This window comes from Catenulispora acidiphila DSM 44928 (assembly GCF_000024025.1).
Classification (GTDB): Bacteria; Actinomycetota; Actinomycetes; order Streptomycetales; family Catenulisporaceae; genus Catenulispora; species Catenulispora acidiphila.
On record NC_013131.1, the window covers coordinates 3,993,054 to 4,011,609 of the forward strand.

General features: G+C 68.2%; 12 protein-coding genes. 7 read left to right on the forward strand and 5 right to left on the reverse strand.

What is annotated here, in order from left to right; all coding sequences use genetic code 11:
* The first annotated feature begins 418 nt into the window (after positions 1–418).
* On the forward strand, positions 419–1,897 hold the full coding sequence (locus tag CACI_RS45720; protein ID WP_015792216.1) for a glycoside hydrolase family 76 protein: 1,479 nt from the start codon (positions 419–421) through the stop codon (positions 1,895–1,897).
* Between the two features lie 311 nt (positions 1,898–2,208).
* On the opposite strand, the gene CACI_RS17800 is transcribed toward CACI_RS45720, so the two are convergent.
* The 4 genes from CACI_RS17800 to CACI_RS17815 all read right to left on the reverse strand — a co-directional run bounded on the left by CACI_RS17800 (position 2,209) and on the right by CACI_RS17815 (position 8,353).
* A complete protein-coding gene (locus CACI_RS17800) occupies positions 2,209–3,282 on the reverse strand; it encodes a glycosyltransferase WbsX family protein (protein WP_015792217.1) in 1,074 nt (357 codons plus the stop codon).
* Complete coding sequence (locus tag CACI_RS17805) at positions 3,275–4,675, reverse strand: condensation domain-containing protein (RefSeq protein WP_015792218.1); 1,401 nt, start codon at positions 4,673–4,675, stop codon at positions 3,275–3,277. The genes CACI_RS17800 and CACI_RS17805 overlap by 8 nt, the downstream gene beginning before the upstream one ends.
* 178 nt (positions 4,676–4,853) lie before the next feature.
* Positions 4,854–7,289 (reverse strand): glycoside hydrolase family 3 protein, encoded by a 2,436-nt coding sequence (locus tag CACI_RS17810; protein ID WP_015792219.1) that lies wholly within the window; start codon positions 7,287–7,289, stop codon positions 4,854–4,856.
* 62 nt (positions 7,290–7,351) lie between these two features.
* Positions 7,352–8,353, reverse strand: a complete 1,002-nt coding sequence (locus CACI_RS17815) for a LacI family DNA-binding transcriptional regulator (protein ID WP_015792220.1) — start codon at positions 8,351–8,353, stop codon at positions 7,352–7,354.
* A 177-nt stretch (positions 8,354–8,530) separates the two neighbouring features.
* Between CACI_RS17815 and CACI_RS17820 the strand changes: the two genes are divergently transcribed.
* From CACI_RS17820 to CACI_RS17845, 6 genes are all read left to right on the forward strand, one after another.
* Entirely contained in the window at positions 8,531–9,856 is a 1,326-nt protein-coding gene (locus tag CACI_RS17820; RefSeq protein ID WP_015792221.1) for an ABC transporter substrate-binding protein, read from the forward strand.
* Between the two features lie 11 nt (positions 9,857–9,867).
* On the forward strand, positions 9,868–10,884 hold the full coding sequence (locus CACI_RS17825; RefSeq protein ID WP_015792222.1) for a carbohydrate ABC transporter permease: 1,017 nt from the start codon (positions 9,868–9,870) through the stop codon (positions 10,882–10,884).
* On the forward strand, positions 10,884–11,780 hold the full coding sequence (locus CACI_RS17830; protein WP_015792223.1) for a carbohydrate ABC transporter permease: 897 nt from the start codon (positions 10,884–10,886) through the stop codon (positions 11,778–11,780). Before CACI_RS17825 ends, CACI_RS17830 begins: the two co-directional genes overlap by 1 nt.
* A gap of 9 nt (positions 11,781–11,789) precedes the next feature.
* Positions 11,790–13,313, forward strand: coding sequence for an arabinosylfuranosidase ArfA (gene arfA, locus CACI_RS17835; RefSeq protein WP_015792224.1), 1,524 nt, complete (start codon positions 11,790–11,792; stop codon positions 13,311–13,313).
* 213 nt (positions 13,314–13,526) lie between these two features.
* Positions 13,527–15,014: an extracellular catalytic domain type 1 short-chain-length polyhydroxyalkanoate depolymerase gene (locus tag CACI_RS51230; RefSeq protein WP_223297567.1), complete on the forward strand. Its 1,488-nt coding sequence runs from the start codon at positions 13,527–13,529 to the stop codon at positions 15,012–15,014.
* Positions 15,015–15,123: 109 nt separating this feature from the next.
* Positions 15,124–16,167, forward strand: a complete 1,044-nt coding sequence (locus CACI_RS17845) for a zinc-dependent alcohol dehydrogenase (RefSeq protein WP_015792226.1) — start codon at positions 15,124–15,126, stop codon at positions 16,165–16,167.
* A gap of 134 nt (positions 16,168–16,301) precedes the next feature.
* Here the strand turns inward: CACI_RS17845 and CACI_RS17850 are convergent, their stop codons facing one another.
* A complete protein-coding gene (locus CACI_RS17850) occupies positions 16,302–18,473 on the reverse strand; it encodes an autotransporter outer membrane beta-barrel domain-containing protein (protein ID WP_015792227.1) in 2,172 nt (723 codons plus the stop codon).
* Positions 18,474–18,556: the final 83 nt, after the last annotated feature.

Genomic DNA, 18,556 nt, shown 5'->3' on the forward strand with positions numbered 1-18,556 from the left:
AACGTGGCGGAGTGGAACGCGAGCCGCCGGGGACCGGTAGTCCGCGCGACCTGGATCAGGGCATTGCCAACCGTCCGGAACGGGTGATCGGGTGATCGGTCGATCGGCCGCGCCGGAGGCGGCGGGAACCCGTGTGCTGCCGGACGAGGGCGGTCGTCCGGCGGTCGGCGAGTCACCGTGTCGCATCGTGGTGACTCTTGCGTGGTTCTGTCAATACTCTGGCATCAGAGTTTGCAAAACCAACGAGATCAACCAGACTCGGACGCGCCCATCCGTCGGGACCCGGCCGGATTCGATGGTCGGCGCGCCTTGACAGGGTGCTGAGTCGGATTGATACTCAGCCTCGATCTGTGAACGTTCCCATGGGCGCGGGCGGTGCGCTCGCCTCCTTCCGGAGCGAAGCATTCAGGAGCCGCACATGTTCGGCACAAGAACAAGAAGCCTGGTCACAGCCATCGTCGCGCTGGTCTCGGGCCTGGCGTTCGGTATCGGTCTGCTCGGAGGTGGTGCGGCGGCTGCCGCGCCTCGGACCGCGGTGCCCGCCGTCTCGAGCCCGGCTGCGGCATCCGGAGCCAAAGTCCTGATGGCCGGCTACAACTCCGGCAACGGCCTCATCGGTGGCGACGGCTGGTGGACCTCGGCGGTCGCGCTGAGCACGATCATGACGTATCAGCAGACCACCGGCGACACGTCCTACAGCTACGCCATCGCCGGAGCCTTCAACGCCAACAAGGGCTCGAACTTCGAGAACGACTACATGGACGACACCGGCTGGTGGGGGCTTGCGTGGGTGCAGGCTTACGACATCACCGGAAACACCGCGTACCTCCAGATGGCGCAGACCGACGCGAACTACATCCACGGCTACTGGGATTCGGTCTGTGGTGGCGGCGTCTATTGGAGCACCGCGAAGTCCTACAAGAACGCGATCCCCAACGAGCTCTTCCTGGACCTCACCGCCGCGCTGCACAACCGCATCGCCGGCGACTCCACCTATCTCGGGTGGGCGAACGCGGAATGGAACTGGTTCAACGGCAGCGGCATGATCAACGGCTCGCACCTGATCAACGACGGACTCACCAGCGGCTGCCAGAACAACGGCCAGACCGTCTGGACCTACAATCAGGGCGTGATCCTGGCCGGTCTTTCTGAGCTGTCCCGGGCCACCGGCAACACCGGCCTGCTCACCACCGCGGAGACTCTCGCCAACGCCTCGACGGCACACTTCAACCAGAACGGCATCGTCGTCGAGCCCTGCGAACCCAACTGCGGCGCGGACGGCCCGTCGTTCAAGGGCGTCTACGTCCGCGGGCTGCGCTCGCTGGCCACGGCAGCAGGCACGACCGCCTATAACAGCTACCTGCAAGCCCAGGCGAACTCGATCATCGCCCACGACACCAACAGCGCCGGACAGCTCGGCCTGAGCTGGGCCGGACCCATCCAGTCGATAACCTCCGGATCCCAAGCCAGCGCCGAAGCCGCCCTCGTCGCCGCCCTCGTCGGCACAGCGCCGCCGATCGGCCCGATCACCTCCGGTATCGCCGGCAAGTGCGTGGACGACAACCACCAGGCCACGGCGAACGGCACCGCGATCCAGCTCTGGACCTGCAACGGATCCTCGGCGCAGCAGTTCACGGTGAACGCCAACGGCAGCCTCAGCGTCCTGGGCAAGTGCATGGACATCATCAGCGGCGGCACAGCCAACGGCGTGAAGGTGCAGCTGTACGACTGCAACGGCACCGGAGCCCAGGTCTGGAACGCGCAAAGCAACGGCACGCTGCTGAACCCGCAATCCGGCCGCTGCCTCGACGACCCCGCCAGCAGCACCACCGACGGAACCCAGCTGCAGATCTGGGACTGCAACGGCGGCGCCAACCAGAAGTGGACGCTGCCGTAGCGAACAAGCGCCGGACCCGGGCGAGGTGGCCAAGCGCGTGATCGAGGGTTTCACGCAACGCGATCTTCCCGATCGCGCAGCCTGGCCGCTGGGCACCTTCGCGCACTGGGGTTACGGCACAGCAGCCGGCGTACGCGTGCACATTGCTCTGACGCTGCACCAGCTTCCGCTGGCCGCCGTGCACGGCAGCCGGCGCGGGCCATGGCCTCTCGCCGGGTCCGCGCCGGTCCTAGCCGGTCGCGCGGACCCGGTACGGCGTGCCGCTCAACGTCGCGCTGTTCGCCAACTGCTACATCGGATCAGCATCGCCTTCAGAGCGGCGGCCGAACGTCTAAGCCTCGCCTGAGCGCCCGCAGGAAGCTGCGCCCGAAATGCTGGTCCGGCTCCATCACCGAGCCTTCGGCCCATTCGTTCCAGGACTTGATGAACAGCATTCGCGGGTCGGGCATCGCTTGCTCCCTGCGGACCGCCTCGGTGACTGCGGCCTCGAAGATCTCGGGGTCGGGGTGGTGCAGCAGGACCCCGCGGCGTCCTGAGCGCGGGGTGTTGTCGAAGCCGGGGACGACGCAGGGGTGTCGGCGGATCGGGGCGGCGGAGCCGTTCAGGAGCCAGTCGGCGTAGATCTTGTCGTACTGGAACGCTCTGGGCTCCTCGCGGAGGGGCATGCCGGCGAACGAATCCGCCAACGAGTGGCCCAGTGGTGGCGGCGCCGGGTTCCACACTGCCGCGTCAAGGTGCTGATCCACGTCGTGGACCCAGGCGCCGTCGGCGTCGCCGACCAGATACAGCCCGGGCAGTCCGGCGTCCGCTGCCAGCTGCCGCCACAGTGTGACCAGCCGCGCCAGGTCGGGGATGTCGTCGGGGCGGAACAGGTAGAACACCGGTCGGCCGTCGACGGTCAGGTACCGCTCGTCGGTGAAGTGCGGGAGCAGGCATTTGAAGTGTTCGACGTCGTCGGCTTCGCCGGGATACCTCTGCTGTTGCAGGACCTCGTCGCCGCGGCCGTGCCAGACCCCGGTCCAGGACTGGTTCGCCCAGCCGAGGCAGTACCGGTGCGGCAAGTCAGGGTCCTTCAACAGGTCCTGCTCCGGCCGTTCCAGCAGTCGTGTGCCGCCGCCGAACCAGTAGTGCCAGTAGCAGAACGCTGTCACGCCGTGGTGCGCGGCGAGTTCCCATTGCGCACGGCGGGTTTCGGGCACCCGCAGGTCGTAGAACCCCAGATCCGCCGGCAGCCGTGGCTGAAGGTGCCCTTCGAACAGCGGACGGGCCAGCGCTGTGTGAGTCCATTCGGTGAAGCCGGTTCCCCACCAGCTGTCGTTCTGCGGAATCGGGTGGAACTGCGGGAGGAAGAACGCCACGACTTCCAGCGGAGCCTCGTCAAGCACGCGCCGCCTCCACCACGACAGCCTCCATCTCCCGGGCGAACGCCTCGATCTGCGCCACGGCGAAGGACCGGGTGTCGATCCAGATCTCCAGATGCACTGCGGGCGGCGTTACGCCCGGGATCCTGCGTTCGGGCACCAAGGGCTCGGAATCGACCTGAATGAACAGAGCTCCGTCGAAGACCGGAACCTTGCGTCCCCAGTACCACTTGCTCAGCGGCAGTACCTCGTCCACGTCCCGCGCATCGGGCACCACGCCGTCGCGCTCGCCTGCCCCGGCGTTGTCCCGACGATCGTTGAGGTGCCACTCGATACCCAGCGGCCGCCCGCGCTGCGCGGCAACCTGCGCCAGCAGCGCATCGCACTCGACCGGGTCGTAGTACCCGGCAAAGGAAGCACCGGTCACCGCCTTCTCCGCGCGCGCCACGACCTCGTCGAAGGCGGCGTCCGCGACGTCGACCACGCAGATCCCGTGCTGCGAGATCTGCGACGCCAACTCCGCGAAGCCAGGCCGGAAGCGATTGCCGACCACGATCTGTGCCAGGCTCGGGTCCCGCCCGAACACCCGGCTGACCGCGACGGCGTAAGCAGCCAGCAGCACATGCGTCGTGCCGACCCCGGTGCGTGCCGCCACCGCACGCATCCCCAGTTCCATCGCGGGGGAGTAGCCGACCAATTCCCAGTACCGCGGTTCCTCCCCGACAGCAGGCTCAGCGGCTTGCCAACCGGTCAGTCGATCAAGCTGAGCCGCCCAATACCGAAGCGCACGGCTGCTCTGCCGCCGCCCCGACGGCGCGCCCTGCGCCTGCGCCACGTCCAGCGGACTGGGCACCTCCGGCGGCGGCGCGGTCGCCACCCCGGCCTCCCCGCCGGCGCGGTCGAAGTGCTCCAGATCGCCGGCCAGCGCTCGGATTCCGACCCCGTCCAGCAGGACGTGGCTGTAGCCGATCACCAGATGCACCGGGGTCCCGGACTGCCGGATGACCGCCATCCGTATCGGAAACTCGCGCTCGTAGTCGAAGAAGTCGAGCTCATACCGGGACCGCTGCTCCTCCACAGCCGCGACCAGCTCGTCGCCGTCGTCAAGATCGACGATCCGCAGCGGGACCTTCCCCGCCTCCGCGATGACCTGCTGCGGTCGCAGCCCGCCGTCCGGCGCCGCGACGAACCGCAGCCGCGTGCGCAGCGCCGGATGGCGGCTGACCAGGAAGCGCAGCATCCCGGCCAGCTCCGCCACCGGCACGCCCGGCTCCAGCGGCATGTGCACGACCAGGTTCATGGTCCGCCCGGTCTGCTGGGTCCGACGCCAGATCCCGAGCTGACCCCACGTCAGCTCGCCCGCGCCGCCGCCGGCTCCCTCGAAGGCCACCGCGATCTCACTCACGACAACCGCCACACCCGGTCTCCCTCCAGGCGGCGAGCACGGACGAGCACCTACAAGCACGGACGAGCACCTACGAGCTCTCACATGAGACGGGTCCGACCTGGATCGGGCAAGCTACGCGCCGTCGCGATGCTGTGACCTTCGCCTCGAGCCCCGCCGCCGCGAAAGTTTCACCGGTCCGCGGCGTTCCTCAGCCCTCGACGACACTCACCTCGGGCTGGAACGCGCGGTCGAATCCGACCTCGCGGCGCGCCCCGACGACGCTCGCGGCGAGCCGTGCGCGGATGTCCCGACTGGACGCGCCGACCCACAGCTCGACCTCGCCCGGCTCGACGATCCGCCGTCCGGCGCGTCCGGTGTAGGACGTCGTGTCGGCCGGCAGATCGACGAGCACCGTGCGCGTCGTCCCCGGCGCCAGATCGACCCGCGGCGCGGCGATCAGCTGCTGGACCGGACGCGCCACCTCGGCTTCCGGGTCGTGCAGGTAGACCTGGACGACCTCGCTGGTCGCCGACGCGCCGTCGTTGCGCAGCGTCACCGCCAGCCGCAGCGTGCCGTCCGTCGGCCACGCCTCGCCTTCGGGCAGCGCGATGTCGGTCCACACCGCCGGGTTGTAGGAAAGACCGTGGCCGAAGGGATACAGCGGCGTCGGGTCGACCGTGCTCACATCGCTGCGCAGACCCAGCGCGGCGGTGAGATACGTCGAGGGCTGATTCGCACCCTCCGCCGGGAAGCCCACCGGCAGCCGCCCGGCCGGGTCCACCCGCCCGGAGAGCACATCCGCCAAAGCGTTCGCGCCCTCTTCGCCCGGCAGGAATCCGCAGACCACCGCCGCGAGCCGGTCGGCGTACCGCGACAGCTCGTACGGCCGACCCACCAGCAACACCAGCACGACAGGCGTTCCGGTACCCAGCAACGCTTCCAGCAGCTCACCCTGACGACCGGGCAGACGCAGATCGGAGGCGTCGCAGCCCTCGCCGGAGGTCCCGTTGCCGAACAAGCCCGAGACGTCGCCGAGAACCGCGACGCACACCTCTGCCTCCCGCGCCGCCGCGACCGCCTCGGCTATCTGCTGATCACCTGCCGCCCGCAACGATTCCTCGTCCACGGTGTCCGCCGCCTCGCCGCCAACCGCCCCGCCCTCGGCCGCCGCGCGCTCAGCGCGCAACCGCACCGAGCTTTCGGTGTCGGGTATCGGGCAGCCTTGGGCGTAGCTGACTACATAGCCGGCCGGATCGGCTTGCAGCGCCTCAAGAACGGTGCGCGCCTCGATCCCGAGCGCGAGATCCGGATGGTGCACCCCGATGTGCCGGGGGAAGGAGTAGCAGCCGAAAGCGGCGTCCGCGACATGCGCGCGCGGCCCGACGACCGCCACCCGCTTGCCCGGAGCCAGCGGCAGCGCGCCGTTCTCGTTGCGCAGCAGGACGATCGCGCGACGTGCCAACCGGCCGGCCAGTGCCCGGGACTCCTCATCGTCCAGACGCGGGTCCTGCTCGGAAAGAATCGGCGCCTCGGGCGACCAGTCCGCATCGAGCAGTCCCAGCTCGCACTTCTGAAGCAACACCCGCTCCAGCGCCCGATCCACCAGCGCCACATCGACCTCGCCGGCCTCCAACGCCGCGATCAGCGGCGCTCCGAAGCAGTCCACGGTCGGCAGCTCGACGTCGATGCCCGCTTGCAGCGCCTGCACGGCAGCTGTTCCCTTGGAACCGGCGGTGCGGTGCAGACGATGCAGGAACACCACCGCGAAGTAGTCCGACACCACGGTCCCGGTGAATCCGTACGTGCCCCGCAGCAGATCGGTCAGCATGGCGGGGTCGCCGGCCACCGGCATCCCGTCGTTGTCAGCGTAGGAGTTCATCACCGAGCGAGCCCCAGCGTGCAACGCCATCTCGAACGGCGGCAGGATCACATCGGCCATCTCGCGCGGACCGACCGACACCGGCGCCAGATTGCGCCCTGCGCGGGAGGCGCTGTAGCCGGCGAAGTGCTTCAGCGTAGCGATGATGCCCGTCGACTCAAGGCCCTGGACGTAGGCCGCACCGAGCGTCCCGACGAGGTACGGATCCTCCGCGATGGTCTCCTCGACCCGACCCCAGCGCAGATCCCGCGCGACATCCAGCACCGGAGCCAGTCCCTGGTGCACTCCCAAGCGCCGCATCGTGGTGCCGATCCGCTCGCCGACCTCGCGGATCAGGTCCGGATCAAAACTCGCTCCCCAGCACAGCGGCGCGGGGTAGACCGTCGCCTGCCAGGCACCGAGCCCGGTCAGGCACTCCTCGTGCACCAGCGCCGGTATCCCCAGGTTCGTCCCGGTGAGTTCGCGCTGGGTGTTGGCTATGGCGCGCGCCCCGGCCACCGGGTCCACCGGCGCGGTGCCGAACGGCCGGGTGAGCTGCCCGACGCCGTCGCGCAGGACGTCGGACCAGTCGGCGGCAGGCAGTTCCGCGGAATGCTGGAACGGCGCGACCTGTCCCGACGTGGCGTCGGCGCCGACCCAGACCCCGTACAGCTGGGCCACCTTCTCCCGCACCGACATGCGCGGTATGAGGTCCTTGATCCGGTCGGCGGCCGGGGCGGCCGGGTCGCGCCAGAGGTCGGCGACGGCGGTGTTTTCCATGGCCATGTGCGGCTTTCCTTACTCGGGGAGCGCTATCGAGGAGCACTGGTGGTGCGGTGGGGAATCCATCACGCCGGGGCGGTCGAATTGCGGACGACCAACTCCGTGACCAGCGTGAGATGCGTGCGGTCCACGGGCTCCCCGCGGATCAGCCGGATCAGCATCTCCACCGCGCGCTCGCCCATCGTGCGGATGGGCTGGTTCACGGTGGTCAGCTGCGGGCTGCACAGCGCGGACTCGGGGATGTTGTCGAAGCCGACGACCGACAGGTCCGCGGGGACCCGCAGCCCGAGGTCGCGCGCGACCTCGATGGTGGCGATCGCCGTGACGTCGTTGGCGGCGAACACCGCGGTCGGGCGGTGGGCGAGGGTCAGCAACTCGTGTGCGGCGAGCGCTGACAGGTCCGCGTCGTACCCGCCGACGCGGACCAGCGAGTCGTCGAAGGGCAGACCCGCGCCGGCCAGCGCCTCGCGGTAGCCCTGCTCGCGCAGCTTCGCAGACTCCAGATCCGCGCGGCCGGCGAGCATCGCGATGCGCCGGTGCCCGAGGCTCACCAGGTGCTCGGTCGCCAGGCGCGCGCCGCGCAGGCTGTCCGCGTCGACCGTCGGGAAGCCCGAGGAGCCGGTGTGCGGATCGACGGCGACGACCGGCGCGCCGTAGTGCACGTCCACGACCGTGGGCGTGACCAGCACCGCGCCGTCCACCAGCGTGCCGGACAGGCGCGAGAGGTAGCGCCGCTCCCAGCCCACCGTGTCGCCGGTGCGGCCGCCGGCGCTGTAGACGACCAGCTCGAAGCCGCTGCCGCGGATCGCGTCCGCGGCGCCCTTGAGCAGCTCGGTGCTGAACGGCTCCAGGTCCGCGACCAGGATGCCGATCACGTTCGTGCGGTGGTTGCGCAGGCTCTGCGCGACCAGGCTCGCCTCGTAGCCGAGTTCGCTGATCACGGCTTGGACACGGGCCGAGGTGTCCGCGGCCACGCCGTAGCGCTGGTTGATGACCTTGGACACCGTGGCGACCGATACCCCGGCCTGCTCGGCGACATCGCGAATGGTGACTCTGGGTTGGTGCACGCGGCCAACTTAGCGATAGAAATCGTTATCGACAACGATTGACACGACGGAAACGTGCGCGCAAACTCATCGCCATCCCCTGGGGCCCGGCGCTCCCGGCGTTCTCACAAACCCATTCGCCCCCACTGCCCCCCAGGATCCAGGTGCGACCATGACGACGGACAGGGAGTTCCTACAGTGACGAGGAATACGCGCAACGTGATAGCCGTCGTGCTCGGTTTGAGCGCGGCACTGGCCGCCGCCGGCTGTGCCGGCGGCAGCAGCAACGGCGGAGGCGGCGGCAGCGGCAGCAGCGGCGGCGGCGGTTCGCAAGGCGGCGGGCAGGTCAAGCTGACCGTCTGGCAGAACTCGACCACCGGTCCCGGTCAGCAGTTCTTCCTGACCGCCGCGAAGGACTACCACGCGCAGCACCCGAACGTCACGATCAACGTCCAGACGATCCAGAACGAGGATCTCGACGGCAAGCTGCAGACCGCGCTCAACGCGAACGCCGCGCCGGACATCTTCCTGCAGCGCGGCGGCGGCAAGATGCAGGCGATGGTCACCGCCGGCCAGATCCAGGAGCTGGATCTCTCGGCCACCGACAAGGCGAACGTCGGCACGGCGGCGCTGGCCGCCGAATCGCTCGACGGCAAGGTCTACGCGATGCCGATGGACACCCAGCCGGAGGGCTTCTACTACAGCAAAGACCTGTTCCAGCAGGCCGGCATCACCGCGACGCCGACGACGATCGACGAGCTCGAGGCCGACGTGGCCAAGCTCAAGGCGATCAACGTCTCGCCGATCGCGGTCGGCGCCAAGGACGCCTGGCCGGCGGCGCACTGGTACTACAACTTCGCCCTGCGCGAGTGCAGCCAGGCCACGATGACCAGCACCGCCAAGTCGCTGAAGTTCAGCGATCCCTGTTGGACCAAGGCCGGCGACGACGTGGCCGCGTTCCTGAAGTCCGATCCCTTCCAGAAGGGCTTCCTGACCACCTCGGCGCAGCAGGGCGCGGGGTCCTCGGCGGGCCTGCTCGCGAACCACAAGGCGGGCATGGAACTCATGGGCAACTGGGACCCCGGGGTGATCGCGAGCCTGACCCCGGACCAGAAGCCGCTGCCGGACCTGGGCTGGTTCCCCTTCCCCGCCGTCGCCGGCGGCCAGGGCGACCCGACCGCCATCATGGGCGGCGCCGACGGCTACTCGGTGTCGAAGAAGGCGCCCAAGGAAGCCTTCCAGTTCCTGGAATTCCTGGCGACCAAGGAAGAGCAGGAGGCCTACGCCAAGGCCTTCGACGCGATCCCGGTCAACCCGGCGGCTCAGGACGCCGTGACCGACCCGTACAACGTCTCGACGCTGCAGGCGTTCAGCAAGGCCGCCTATGCGATGCAATACCTTGACACCCAGTTCGGCCAGAACGTCGGCAACGCGATGAACACGGCCGTGGTGAGCCTGATGGCCGGCAAGGGCAGCGCGGCGAACATCGTCTCGGCGACCAACAGCGCCGCCGCGAGAGGCTGAGTGCGCCCACAATGAGCGACACCCTGGGTACTGACACGGCCGCCGACCGCCAGTCGCAGGGCACGGCTGGAGCCGGGGACGCGGCCGCGTCGGCCTCCCCGGCTCCGGCCGTGCGCCGCCGCAGCGGCCGCGGCCGGATGCGACTGGAGATAGCGGTCCTGTCCGGACCGCCGATCATCGTCTTCGTGGCGTTCGTGATCTTTCCGGTCGTGCTCGCCGCGTACTACGGCTTCTACAAATGGCAGGGCTACGGAGCCGCGACGGACTGGGTCGGCCTGAACAACTACCGGCTGATCCTCACCGACCCCGCGTTCCAACAGGTCCTGTGGCACAGCCTGATGATCCTGGTGCTCTCGCTGGTGATCCAGGGTCCGCTGGCGATCATCCTGGCGATCCTGCTCAACCAGAGAATCCGCGGCCGGGCGATCATCCGGGTCCTGATCTTCGTGCCCTACGTCATCTCCGAAGTCATCGTCGGCACCGGCTGGTCCTTGATGCTTCAGAGCACCGGCGCCGCCAACGACCTGTTGAAACACATCGGCTTGGGGTCGCTGCAGAAGGACTGGATCGCCGACCCGAAGCTCGCCATCTGGACCCTGATGGCGATCATCTCCTGGAAGTACATCGGCTTCGCGGTGATCCTGATGCTCGCCGGTCTGCAGTCGATTCCCGACGAGCTCTTCGAGGCCGCGCAGATCGACGGCGCCTCCTACTGGCAGATGCAGCGCCGGATCACGCTGCCGCTGCTCGGGCCGACGATCCGCATCTGGGCGTTCTTGTCCATCATCGGCTCCTTGCAGCTGTTCGACCTCGTGTACATCATCTGGGGCCAGTACGTCTCGGGCACCGCGGGCACCTCGACCATGGCGATCTACATGGTCGCCCAGGGCCGGTCGGCGGGCAATTACGGGTACGGCAGCGCCGTCGCCGTGGTGATGTTCCTGATCACTCTCATCGTCGCGCTGATCTACCAGCGCTTCGTCCTGCGCCGGGACCTCCGGGGCGCCATCACCGAAGGAGTCAGCTGATGAGCGCGCGGACCGCCGACTGGTTCCCGTCGCCCGCCAGGCCCAGGTCCGGCAAACGGCGCGGTGGTCAGGAGAAGCCGGCGAAGTGGGGCAGCCCGGCTGTCTACTTCATCGCGCTGGTGTTCATCTCGGTCTGCATCGCGCCGGTGCTCTACATCGTGCTCGGCGGATTCCGGACGAACTCGCAGATCACCACGAGCCCGGCCGGCCTGCCGCATCCCTGGGTGTTCAGCAACTACGCCAACGTGCTGAAGTCGAACACCTTCTGGGGGGAGTTCGCCAACTCCGCCGTCGTCGCCCTGGCCAGCACCTTCGGCATCGTGATCCTCGGCTTGATGGTGAGCTTCGTGCTCGCGCGCTACGACTTCAAGCTCAAAGGCGCGATGTACTCCCTGTTCGCCGCCGGACTGATGTTCCCGCTGGTCATCGCGATCACCCCGCTGTACATCGTGATCAAGGACCTCGGCCTGGTCGACAACCTGGCCGGGGTGATCATCCCGGAGATCGCCTTCGGGCTGCCGACGACCGTCATCATCCTGGTGCCGTTCCTGCGGGCCATCCCCAAGGAGATCGAGGAGGCCGCGACGATCGACGGCGCGAGCCGCCTCGGGTTCTTCTTCCGCATGGTGATGCCGCTGTCGCTGCCAGGAGTGGTGACCGTCGGGATCCTGGCGTTCATCGGCAGCTGGAACAACTACGTCCTGCCGCTGTACATCCTGAACACGCAGGCGAACTTCACGCTGCCGCTCGGCGTCCAGGCGTTCTCCTCGCAGTACTCGCAGGACACCGCGAAGGTGCTCGCGTTCACCTCGCTGGCGATGCTGCCCGCACTGGTCTTCTTCTCCATCTTCCAGAAGCGGATCGTCGGCGGGCTCACCGGCGCGGTGAAGGGCTGAGGGGCGGCCATGCCCCGCGCGCACATCGTGCTCGACAAGCAGGCGGTCGTCGCCCCGGTCCGGCGGCGCACCTTCGGCTCGTTCGTCGAGCACCTCGGACGCTGTGTCTACACCGGGATCTACGAGCCGGACCATCCGAGCGCGAACGACGACGGGTTCCGGATGGACGTCGTGGACCTCGTCCGGGAGCTCGGCAGCACGACGATCCGCTATCCCGGCGGCAACTTCGTCTCCGGCTTCCGCTGGGAGGACTCGGTCGGTCCGCGCGGGAAGCGCCCGGTACGGCGCGACCTCGCGTGGCATTCGCTGGAGTCCAACCAGGTCGGTCTCGACGAGTTCGCCGCGTGGCTCAAGCTCACCGGCTCGGAGCTGATGCTCGCGGTGAACGTCGCCACGCGGGGGATCCTGCCCGCCCTGGACCTGCTGGAGTACGCCAACCATCCCAGCGGCACGGCGCTGTCGGATCTGCGGATCGCCAACGGCGCGCCGGATCCGCACAACGTGCGCATGTGGTGCCTCGGCAACGAGATGGACGGACCCTGGCAGACCGGCTTCATGTCCGCGGAGGACTACGGCAAGATCGCCGCCCGCACCGCCGCGGCGATGAAGATGGCTGACAAGGATCTCGAACTCGTCGTCTGCGGCTCCTCCGGATCGGGGATGCCGACGTTCGGCGACTGGGAGCGCACGGTCCTGGAGCACAGCTATGACCATGTCGACTACGTGTCCTGCCATGCCTACTACCAGGAGCTCGACGGTGATCTCGGCTCCTTCCTGGCTTCGGCGCTGGACATGGAGTACTTCATCGACACGGTGATCGCGACCGCCGACCATGTCGGCTACAAGAAGCGTTCCAGCAAGAAGATCGACATCTCCTTCGACGAATGGAACGTCTGGTACCTCAAGGAGCACCAGGAGTCCGAGAAGTCCAAAGAGGCCGACAACGAGTGGCGTCACGCGCCCCGGCAGCTTGAGGACGTCTACACGGTGGCGGACGCCGTCGTGGTCGGCAACCTGCTGATGACGCTCCTCAAGCGCGGCGACCGTGTCACGTCGGCGTCGCTCGCGCAGCTCGTCAACGTGATCGCACCGATCATGACCGAGCCCGGCGGACCGGCTTGGCGGCAGACGACCTTCCATCCCTTCTCCATCACCAGCCGGCTCGCCGCCGGGGAGGTGATCCGGCCGGTGATCGACGCGCCGACGTATACGACGGCACGATATGGCGAGGCGTCCGTCGTCGACGCGGTGGCGACCGTGGATGGGGATCGGGCCGCGGTCTTCCTCGTCAACCGCGATCTGACGCAGAGCGCGCAGGTCACGGTCGACGTGCGCAGCCTTGGTCTGTCCCGTGTCCTCGAGGCGCTCACGCTTGCCGACTCCGACGTCTACGCGAAGAACACGCTCGCCGAGCCTCTGCGTGTGGTTCCGCGGGCGAACACCGGCGCGACGCTGTCCGACGGTGTGCTCACCGTCGAACTGCCGCCGGTTTCGTGGTCGGCGATCGCACTCGGTCAGAGTGCGGGCGACTGAGGGGTCTGCCGGTGAAACTTCCGAGTGCTGTGGCGCTGCGGCCCAGCTCCGACACATGCACGCCGAACCAGCGTTGACGAATCATCCGATACCGGGGCTAACTGACTGATGTCAGCATCATTCGCCCACGGACTATGAGGTCCCATGCTGCGATCCCGTTCTGTGAAAACCCGCCTGCTCGGTCTGTTCGCGGCAGTGGCGGCTGCTGTCGCTGTGAGTTTGCCTGCCGCGCCGCAGGCTGCTGCCGCGTCGTTGACGCAGGTGACGAACTTCGGGACCAACCCGAGCAACCTGGCGATGTATGTGTATGTGCCGAACAACGTCAAGCCCAACCCGTCGATCCTGTTGGCGATGCACGGCTGTCAGGGCACTGCGTCGTACATGTACTCCAGTACTGATTTCGGGAAGCTGGCCGATCAGTACGGGTTCATCGTCATCTACCCGCAGACCAACCCCAGCGGCAGTTGCTGGGATGTGTCCTCCGATCAGGCGCTGAAACGCAACGGCGGCAGCGATCCGGTGGGTCTGATGTCGATGATCACCTACACCGAGCAGCACTACGGCGGGAATGCCAACTCGGTGTTCGTCACCGGGGAGTCCTCCGGCGGGATGATGACCAACGTCATGCTCGCCGACTACCCGGATGTGTTCAAGGCTGGTGCGGCGTTCATGGGCGTGCCCTACCACTGCTTCTACACCGGCAGCGTGCGCGGCTGGAACTCGCCCTGCGCCAACGGCCAGGTCTCCATGACCGCCCAGCAGTGGGGCGACCTCGTGCGCAATGACGGGGATCCCGGTTACACCGGTCCGCGTCCGCGGATGCAGTTGTGGCATGGCACTGCCGACACCACGTTGAACTACAACAATCTGGGTGAGGAGATCAAGCAGTGGACGAACGTGGACGGGGTGAGTCAGACCCCGTCGTCCAGTGACACCCCGGTCGCCAACTGGAACCGCACCCGCTACAACAACGCCTCCGGCACCACCCAGGTCGAGGCGTACAGCATCGTCGGCGCCGGACACCAGCTGCCGATCCAGGGCACACAGATGGCCGCCTACGCCATCCACTTCATGGGCCTGGACGGCAGCGGCACCACCACCGGCAACACGGTCACCGTGACCAGCCCCGGCAACCAGAGCGCCACCGTCGGCACCGCGATCAGCGCCGTGCAGGTCCACGCCACCGACTCGGCCACCGGACAGTCCCTGACCTACAGCGCGACCGGTCTTCCGGCGGGGCTGTCGATCTCCTCCAGCGGGCTGATCTCCGGCACTCCGACCGCAGCCGGCACCTCCACCTCGACGGTGACCGCGACCGACGGGACCGGCGCGTCCGGCTCGGCGACGTTCACCTGGACCGTCTCCGGCGGCGGCGGTACCACGCCGGGCACCTGCCATGTCGCCTACACCAGGACCAACGAATGGCCAGGAGGCTTCACCGCCAACGTCACGATCACCAACACCGGTACGGCGGCGATCAACGGCTGGACCGTCGGCTGGAGCTTCCCCGGCGACCAGAAGATCACCAACGCCTGGAGCGCCACCGCCACCCAGAGCGGCGCCGCCGTCAGTGCCGCCAACGTCGCCTACGACGCCACCATCGCCCCCGGAGCCAACACCTCGTTCGGCTTCCAGGGCACGTTCACCGCGAACGACACCTCACCCTCGAGCTTCACCGTCAACGGAGCCGCGTGCTCATAGACCAGTGAAGCCGAGAGGCTTCCCGGGCGCTTGAGGGAGCGCCCGGGAAGCTTTCGCGTGATCTTGACTCGCGCCGTCCCGAGCCCGATCACAGAAGGATGCTGACACGATGACCTCCCTGGCAGTGCGCTACACCGCCGCCCGTACCCTGACCACCCGCCCGGCCGACACCGAGCCTCCGGGTCCCGGACAGGTGGAGCTGGCTCCGGCCTACGTCGCCATATGCGGCACCGACCTGCGCATCTTCCACGGCGACATGGACGCGCGCGTCAAGGCGCCCGCCGTGATCGGCCACGAGATGTCCGGACGCGTGGTCCGCGTAGGACCGGGCGTCGAGGGCTATGCTCCCGGCGACCCGGTCACCGTGATGCCGCTGAGCTGGGACGGCACCTGCCTCGCCTGCCGCCGTGGATACCGGCACATCTGCCAGAACCTGGCGTTCATCGGCATCGACTCGCCCGGCGCGATGCAGCAACGGTGGACCGTGCTCGCCTCGACACTCGTCCGCCTTCCTGACTCCCTCGCCCTGGACCGTGCCGCGCTGGTCGAACCCACAGCGGTGGCGGTGCACGACGTCGCCCGCGCCGGCGTGAGCCACGGCGATCGGGTCCTCGTGGTCGGCGCCGGACCGGTGGGGCTGCTGATCGCCCTGGTCGCGCGGGCATCCGGTGGCGAGGTGCGGGTGGTGGAAAGCAATCCCCAGCGCCGCCGCCTGGCCGAGCAGCTGGGCCTGAACGCGTGGGACCCCACCACCGACGTCGTCCCCGAGCGCCTGCGCGACTGGACGCAGCACACCGGCGCGGACATCGCCTTCGAAACCTCGGGCACCGAGCCCGGCGTGCAGACGGCAGTGGACGCGCTGGCGGTCCGAGGCCGCCTGTGCCTCGTGGCCATGCACCCCGGCCTCCGGCCAGTGGACCTCCACCGCTTCGTATGGCAGGAACAAACCCTGATCGGCGCCCGTCTCTACGAGCGTGCCGACTTCGAAACCGCTGCCCGACTCATCGACGCGGGCACCATCCCCGCCGATCAACTGATCAGCAGAATCGTGCCTCTCATCGACGCCCTAGGCGCCTTCGAATCCCTGGAGGTAGGCGGCGACGTGAAGGTACTCGTCGACTGCGGCGCATCGGTCTTGGAACGCGCGGCGTAAGCACGAACCGGTTCGACCTGACCGGACGCCGGATCTCCGCGCGCCACCGATCCGGGCCGCGCCGTGAAGGCAAGGCCCGGACCGGATCCGATCGGACCGGATCGCCGAGCTGAGAGGTCTCTCAGCGCGAGGTGTCAGAACGCTGTTGCCGAGTCCAACGCGATGATGTCGTTCGTGCTCGCGGCGTTCTTGCTGCCGGTGACGGTGATGGTGATCGTGTGGTTGCCGGAGGAGAGCCCGGAGACGGCGAACAGGCTCGCGCCCGGAGTTCGGGTGGCGCTGTAGTGGTCGACGCTGCGGGCGGTGCCGCCGTCCACCGAGTAGGTAGCGATGCCTTGGTCCACGTCCTTCACACCGTAGACGGTCGCGCCGGTGCCGGTGAAGGCCAGCGTGGTGGTGGAGCCGATGGTGTTGCTCCAGTGGACGGTTCCGCCGGAGAGGTCGCCGAAGCCTGAAGCCGCGCCCCACGTGCCGTTGTAGGCGAAGTGGTTCGTTCCGCTGGTGGTGGCGTCGTCGATGGTCGCGACGTTCGGGCTGACCGTGGCGTCGTCCAGGGCGATGATGTCGTTGCTGCTGGCAGAGTTCTTGGTTCCGGTGACGCTGACCGTGACCGTGTGCGTGCCGGCGCCCAAGCCGCTGCTGGACCACAGCGGCGCCTGAGCGGCGCGGGTGGTGGCGTAGTCGTCGGCGTAGGTGACCGGTCCGCCGTCGACGGAGAAGCCTGCGATGCCCTGGTCGTGATCCTTGACGCCCCAGATGGTGACATCCCCGCCGGTGAACGTGTACGTCGCCGTCCCACCCGCGGTGCTGCTCCAGTGAGCCGTCCCATTGTGCAGATCCGCCACGCCGGAAGCGGTGCCCCATCCCGCGCTGTAGCCGAAGTGGTCAGTGCCAGAAGTGACCGCGTCGTCAGTCGTGACATCGGCGGCAGAAGACCCGGGCGGAGTCAGGAACATGACATAGGCGCCATTGCGGTCGCCCATTGTGATCGGCACGGTCACCGAACCGTTGGCGACGGTCACATTCCCGCTGAAGACGGTCTGCGGACTGTTCAGCGAAGCCACATCCGGAATGCGGTCGACCTCGACATGCGTAGCGCCACCAGAAGTCAGCCACGGCACCGACCCGAACCCGCCGACAGACACAGTGGCCTGCCCGACGAATCCGCCGGAGTCCCCGATCAGCGCCGCGACCTGCTTCTTCCCACTGTCGATCGCAGCGGTGACAGCGGTGTTCCCGCTACCGGTAGTGGACACCCGCGTCCCAGTCAGGTCGGCGTAGGCGCGGTACGTCCAGTACTGCCCAGACGGAACCAAAGCCCCGCCGGTGTGCGTGAGTATGACCCCGAGATCGCCGGAAGCGCAGCAGTTCGTCCATTCCCCTCGCGCCGCGGTCGCCATACCGGACTGCGCGAAACGGTCCAGTGACCAAGCGGTGTACGCGGAATTCTGCACGCCTTCAGGGATGTACTCGTTGGCCGACTGCGTGATTCCGCTGATGCCGTCCGCCGCCAGGTACCCGTTCACTTGCGCGACCGCAGCCACCGGATCCTCGGTGCCGCCGCCCTCCAAGTGGTAGCTGATGACGTCGGGCAGCGTCCCGGCCGCCTTCGCCGTCTGGATCCACGTCTGGAAGTCCGTCGTCGGACCGCCGGCGTAAGCGGGCCCGTCGATCCGCGCACCAGGCGCCAGACGCCGGATCTCCTTCACGCCGCTGTTCCACATCTGCCAGTACTGCGTGCCGATTCCGGGCGGGAAGAAGCCACCGCCGTTGGGCTCGTTGTAGGGCTCGTAGGTGACCGTGATGCCCGCCGACTTCATGGCGGCCACGGTGTCGTCGATGAACGTGATCCAGTTCGAGCAATCACCGTTGGCGCACGGGTAGACGGCATTGCCCGGCTGGGTGAGGTCGGCGCCCCACAGATCGCTGAGCATCAGTACGTACTCGGAGTGGTACGGAGCCCGCGTGACGCGCTTGGCCTGAGCGACGACCGAGGCGATCCGCGCCTGGTAGCCGCTGCCGGAACGGTAGCCGTCCCCGATCCAGCCGTCGCCGGCGACCCGCGCGCCGCCGCCGCGCATCAGCGTGGGGTTCAGCGGCTGGAGGTAGGTGTCGCCCGGAGCGCTGCCGTCCTGGCTCAAGCCGTACAGGAAGCCTTCGCCGACGCCGGTCATCGCTCCGGCCGGCGCGGCCAGATTCACGCTGAGCGTCTCGGTCGCGGCGCCGGCGGTGGAGGGAACGGCCAGCAGTGCGAGTGCGGCCGTCGCGGTGGTCGCCAGCCATTTCTTGATCGTGATGTGTGCCATGGTGCCTGTCCTTCGTCAGTGACGGAACACGGTGGTGCACAGGGAATGAGGGGAGGCCTCGTCAGGCCGTGGAAGGTCGCGAA

Coding starts and splice junctions, on each gene's coding strand:
- CACI_RS45720 (WP_015792216.1), top strand. CDS start 419: ATGTTCGGCACAAGAACAAGAAGCCTGGTCACAGCCATCGTCGCGCTG.
- CACI_RS17810 (WP_015792219.1), bottom strand. CDS start 7,289: ATGGCCATGGAAAACACCGCCGTCGCCGACCTCTGGCGCGACCCGGCC.
- CACI_RS17825 (WP_015792222.1), top strand. CDS start 9,868: ATGAGCGACACCCTGGGTACTGACACGGCCGCCGACCGCCAGTCGCAG.
- CACI_RS17830 (WP_015792223.1), top strand. CDS start 10,884: ATGAGCGCGCGGACCGCCGACTGGTTCCCGTCGCCCGCCAGGCCCAGG.
- arfA (WP_015792224.1), top strand. CDS start 11,790: ATGCCCCGCGCGCACATCGTGCTCGACAAGCAGGCGGTCGTCGCCCCG.
- CACI_RS17845 (WP_015792226.1), top strand. CDS start 15,124: ATGACCTCCCTGGCAGTGCGCTACACCGCCGCCCGTACCCTGACCACC.
- CACI_RS17850 (WP_015792227.1), bottom strand. CDS start 18,473: ATGGCACACATCACGATCAAGAAATGGCTGGCGACCACCGCGACGGCC.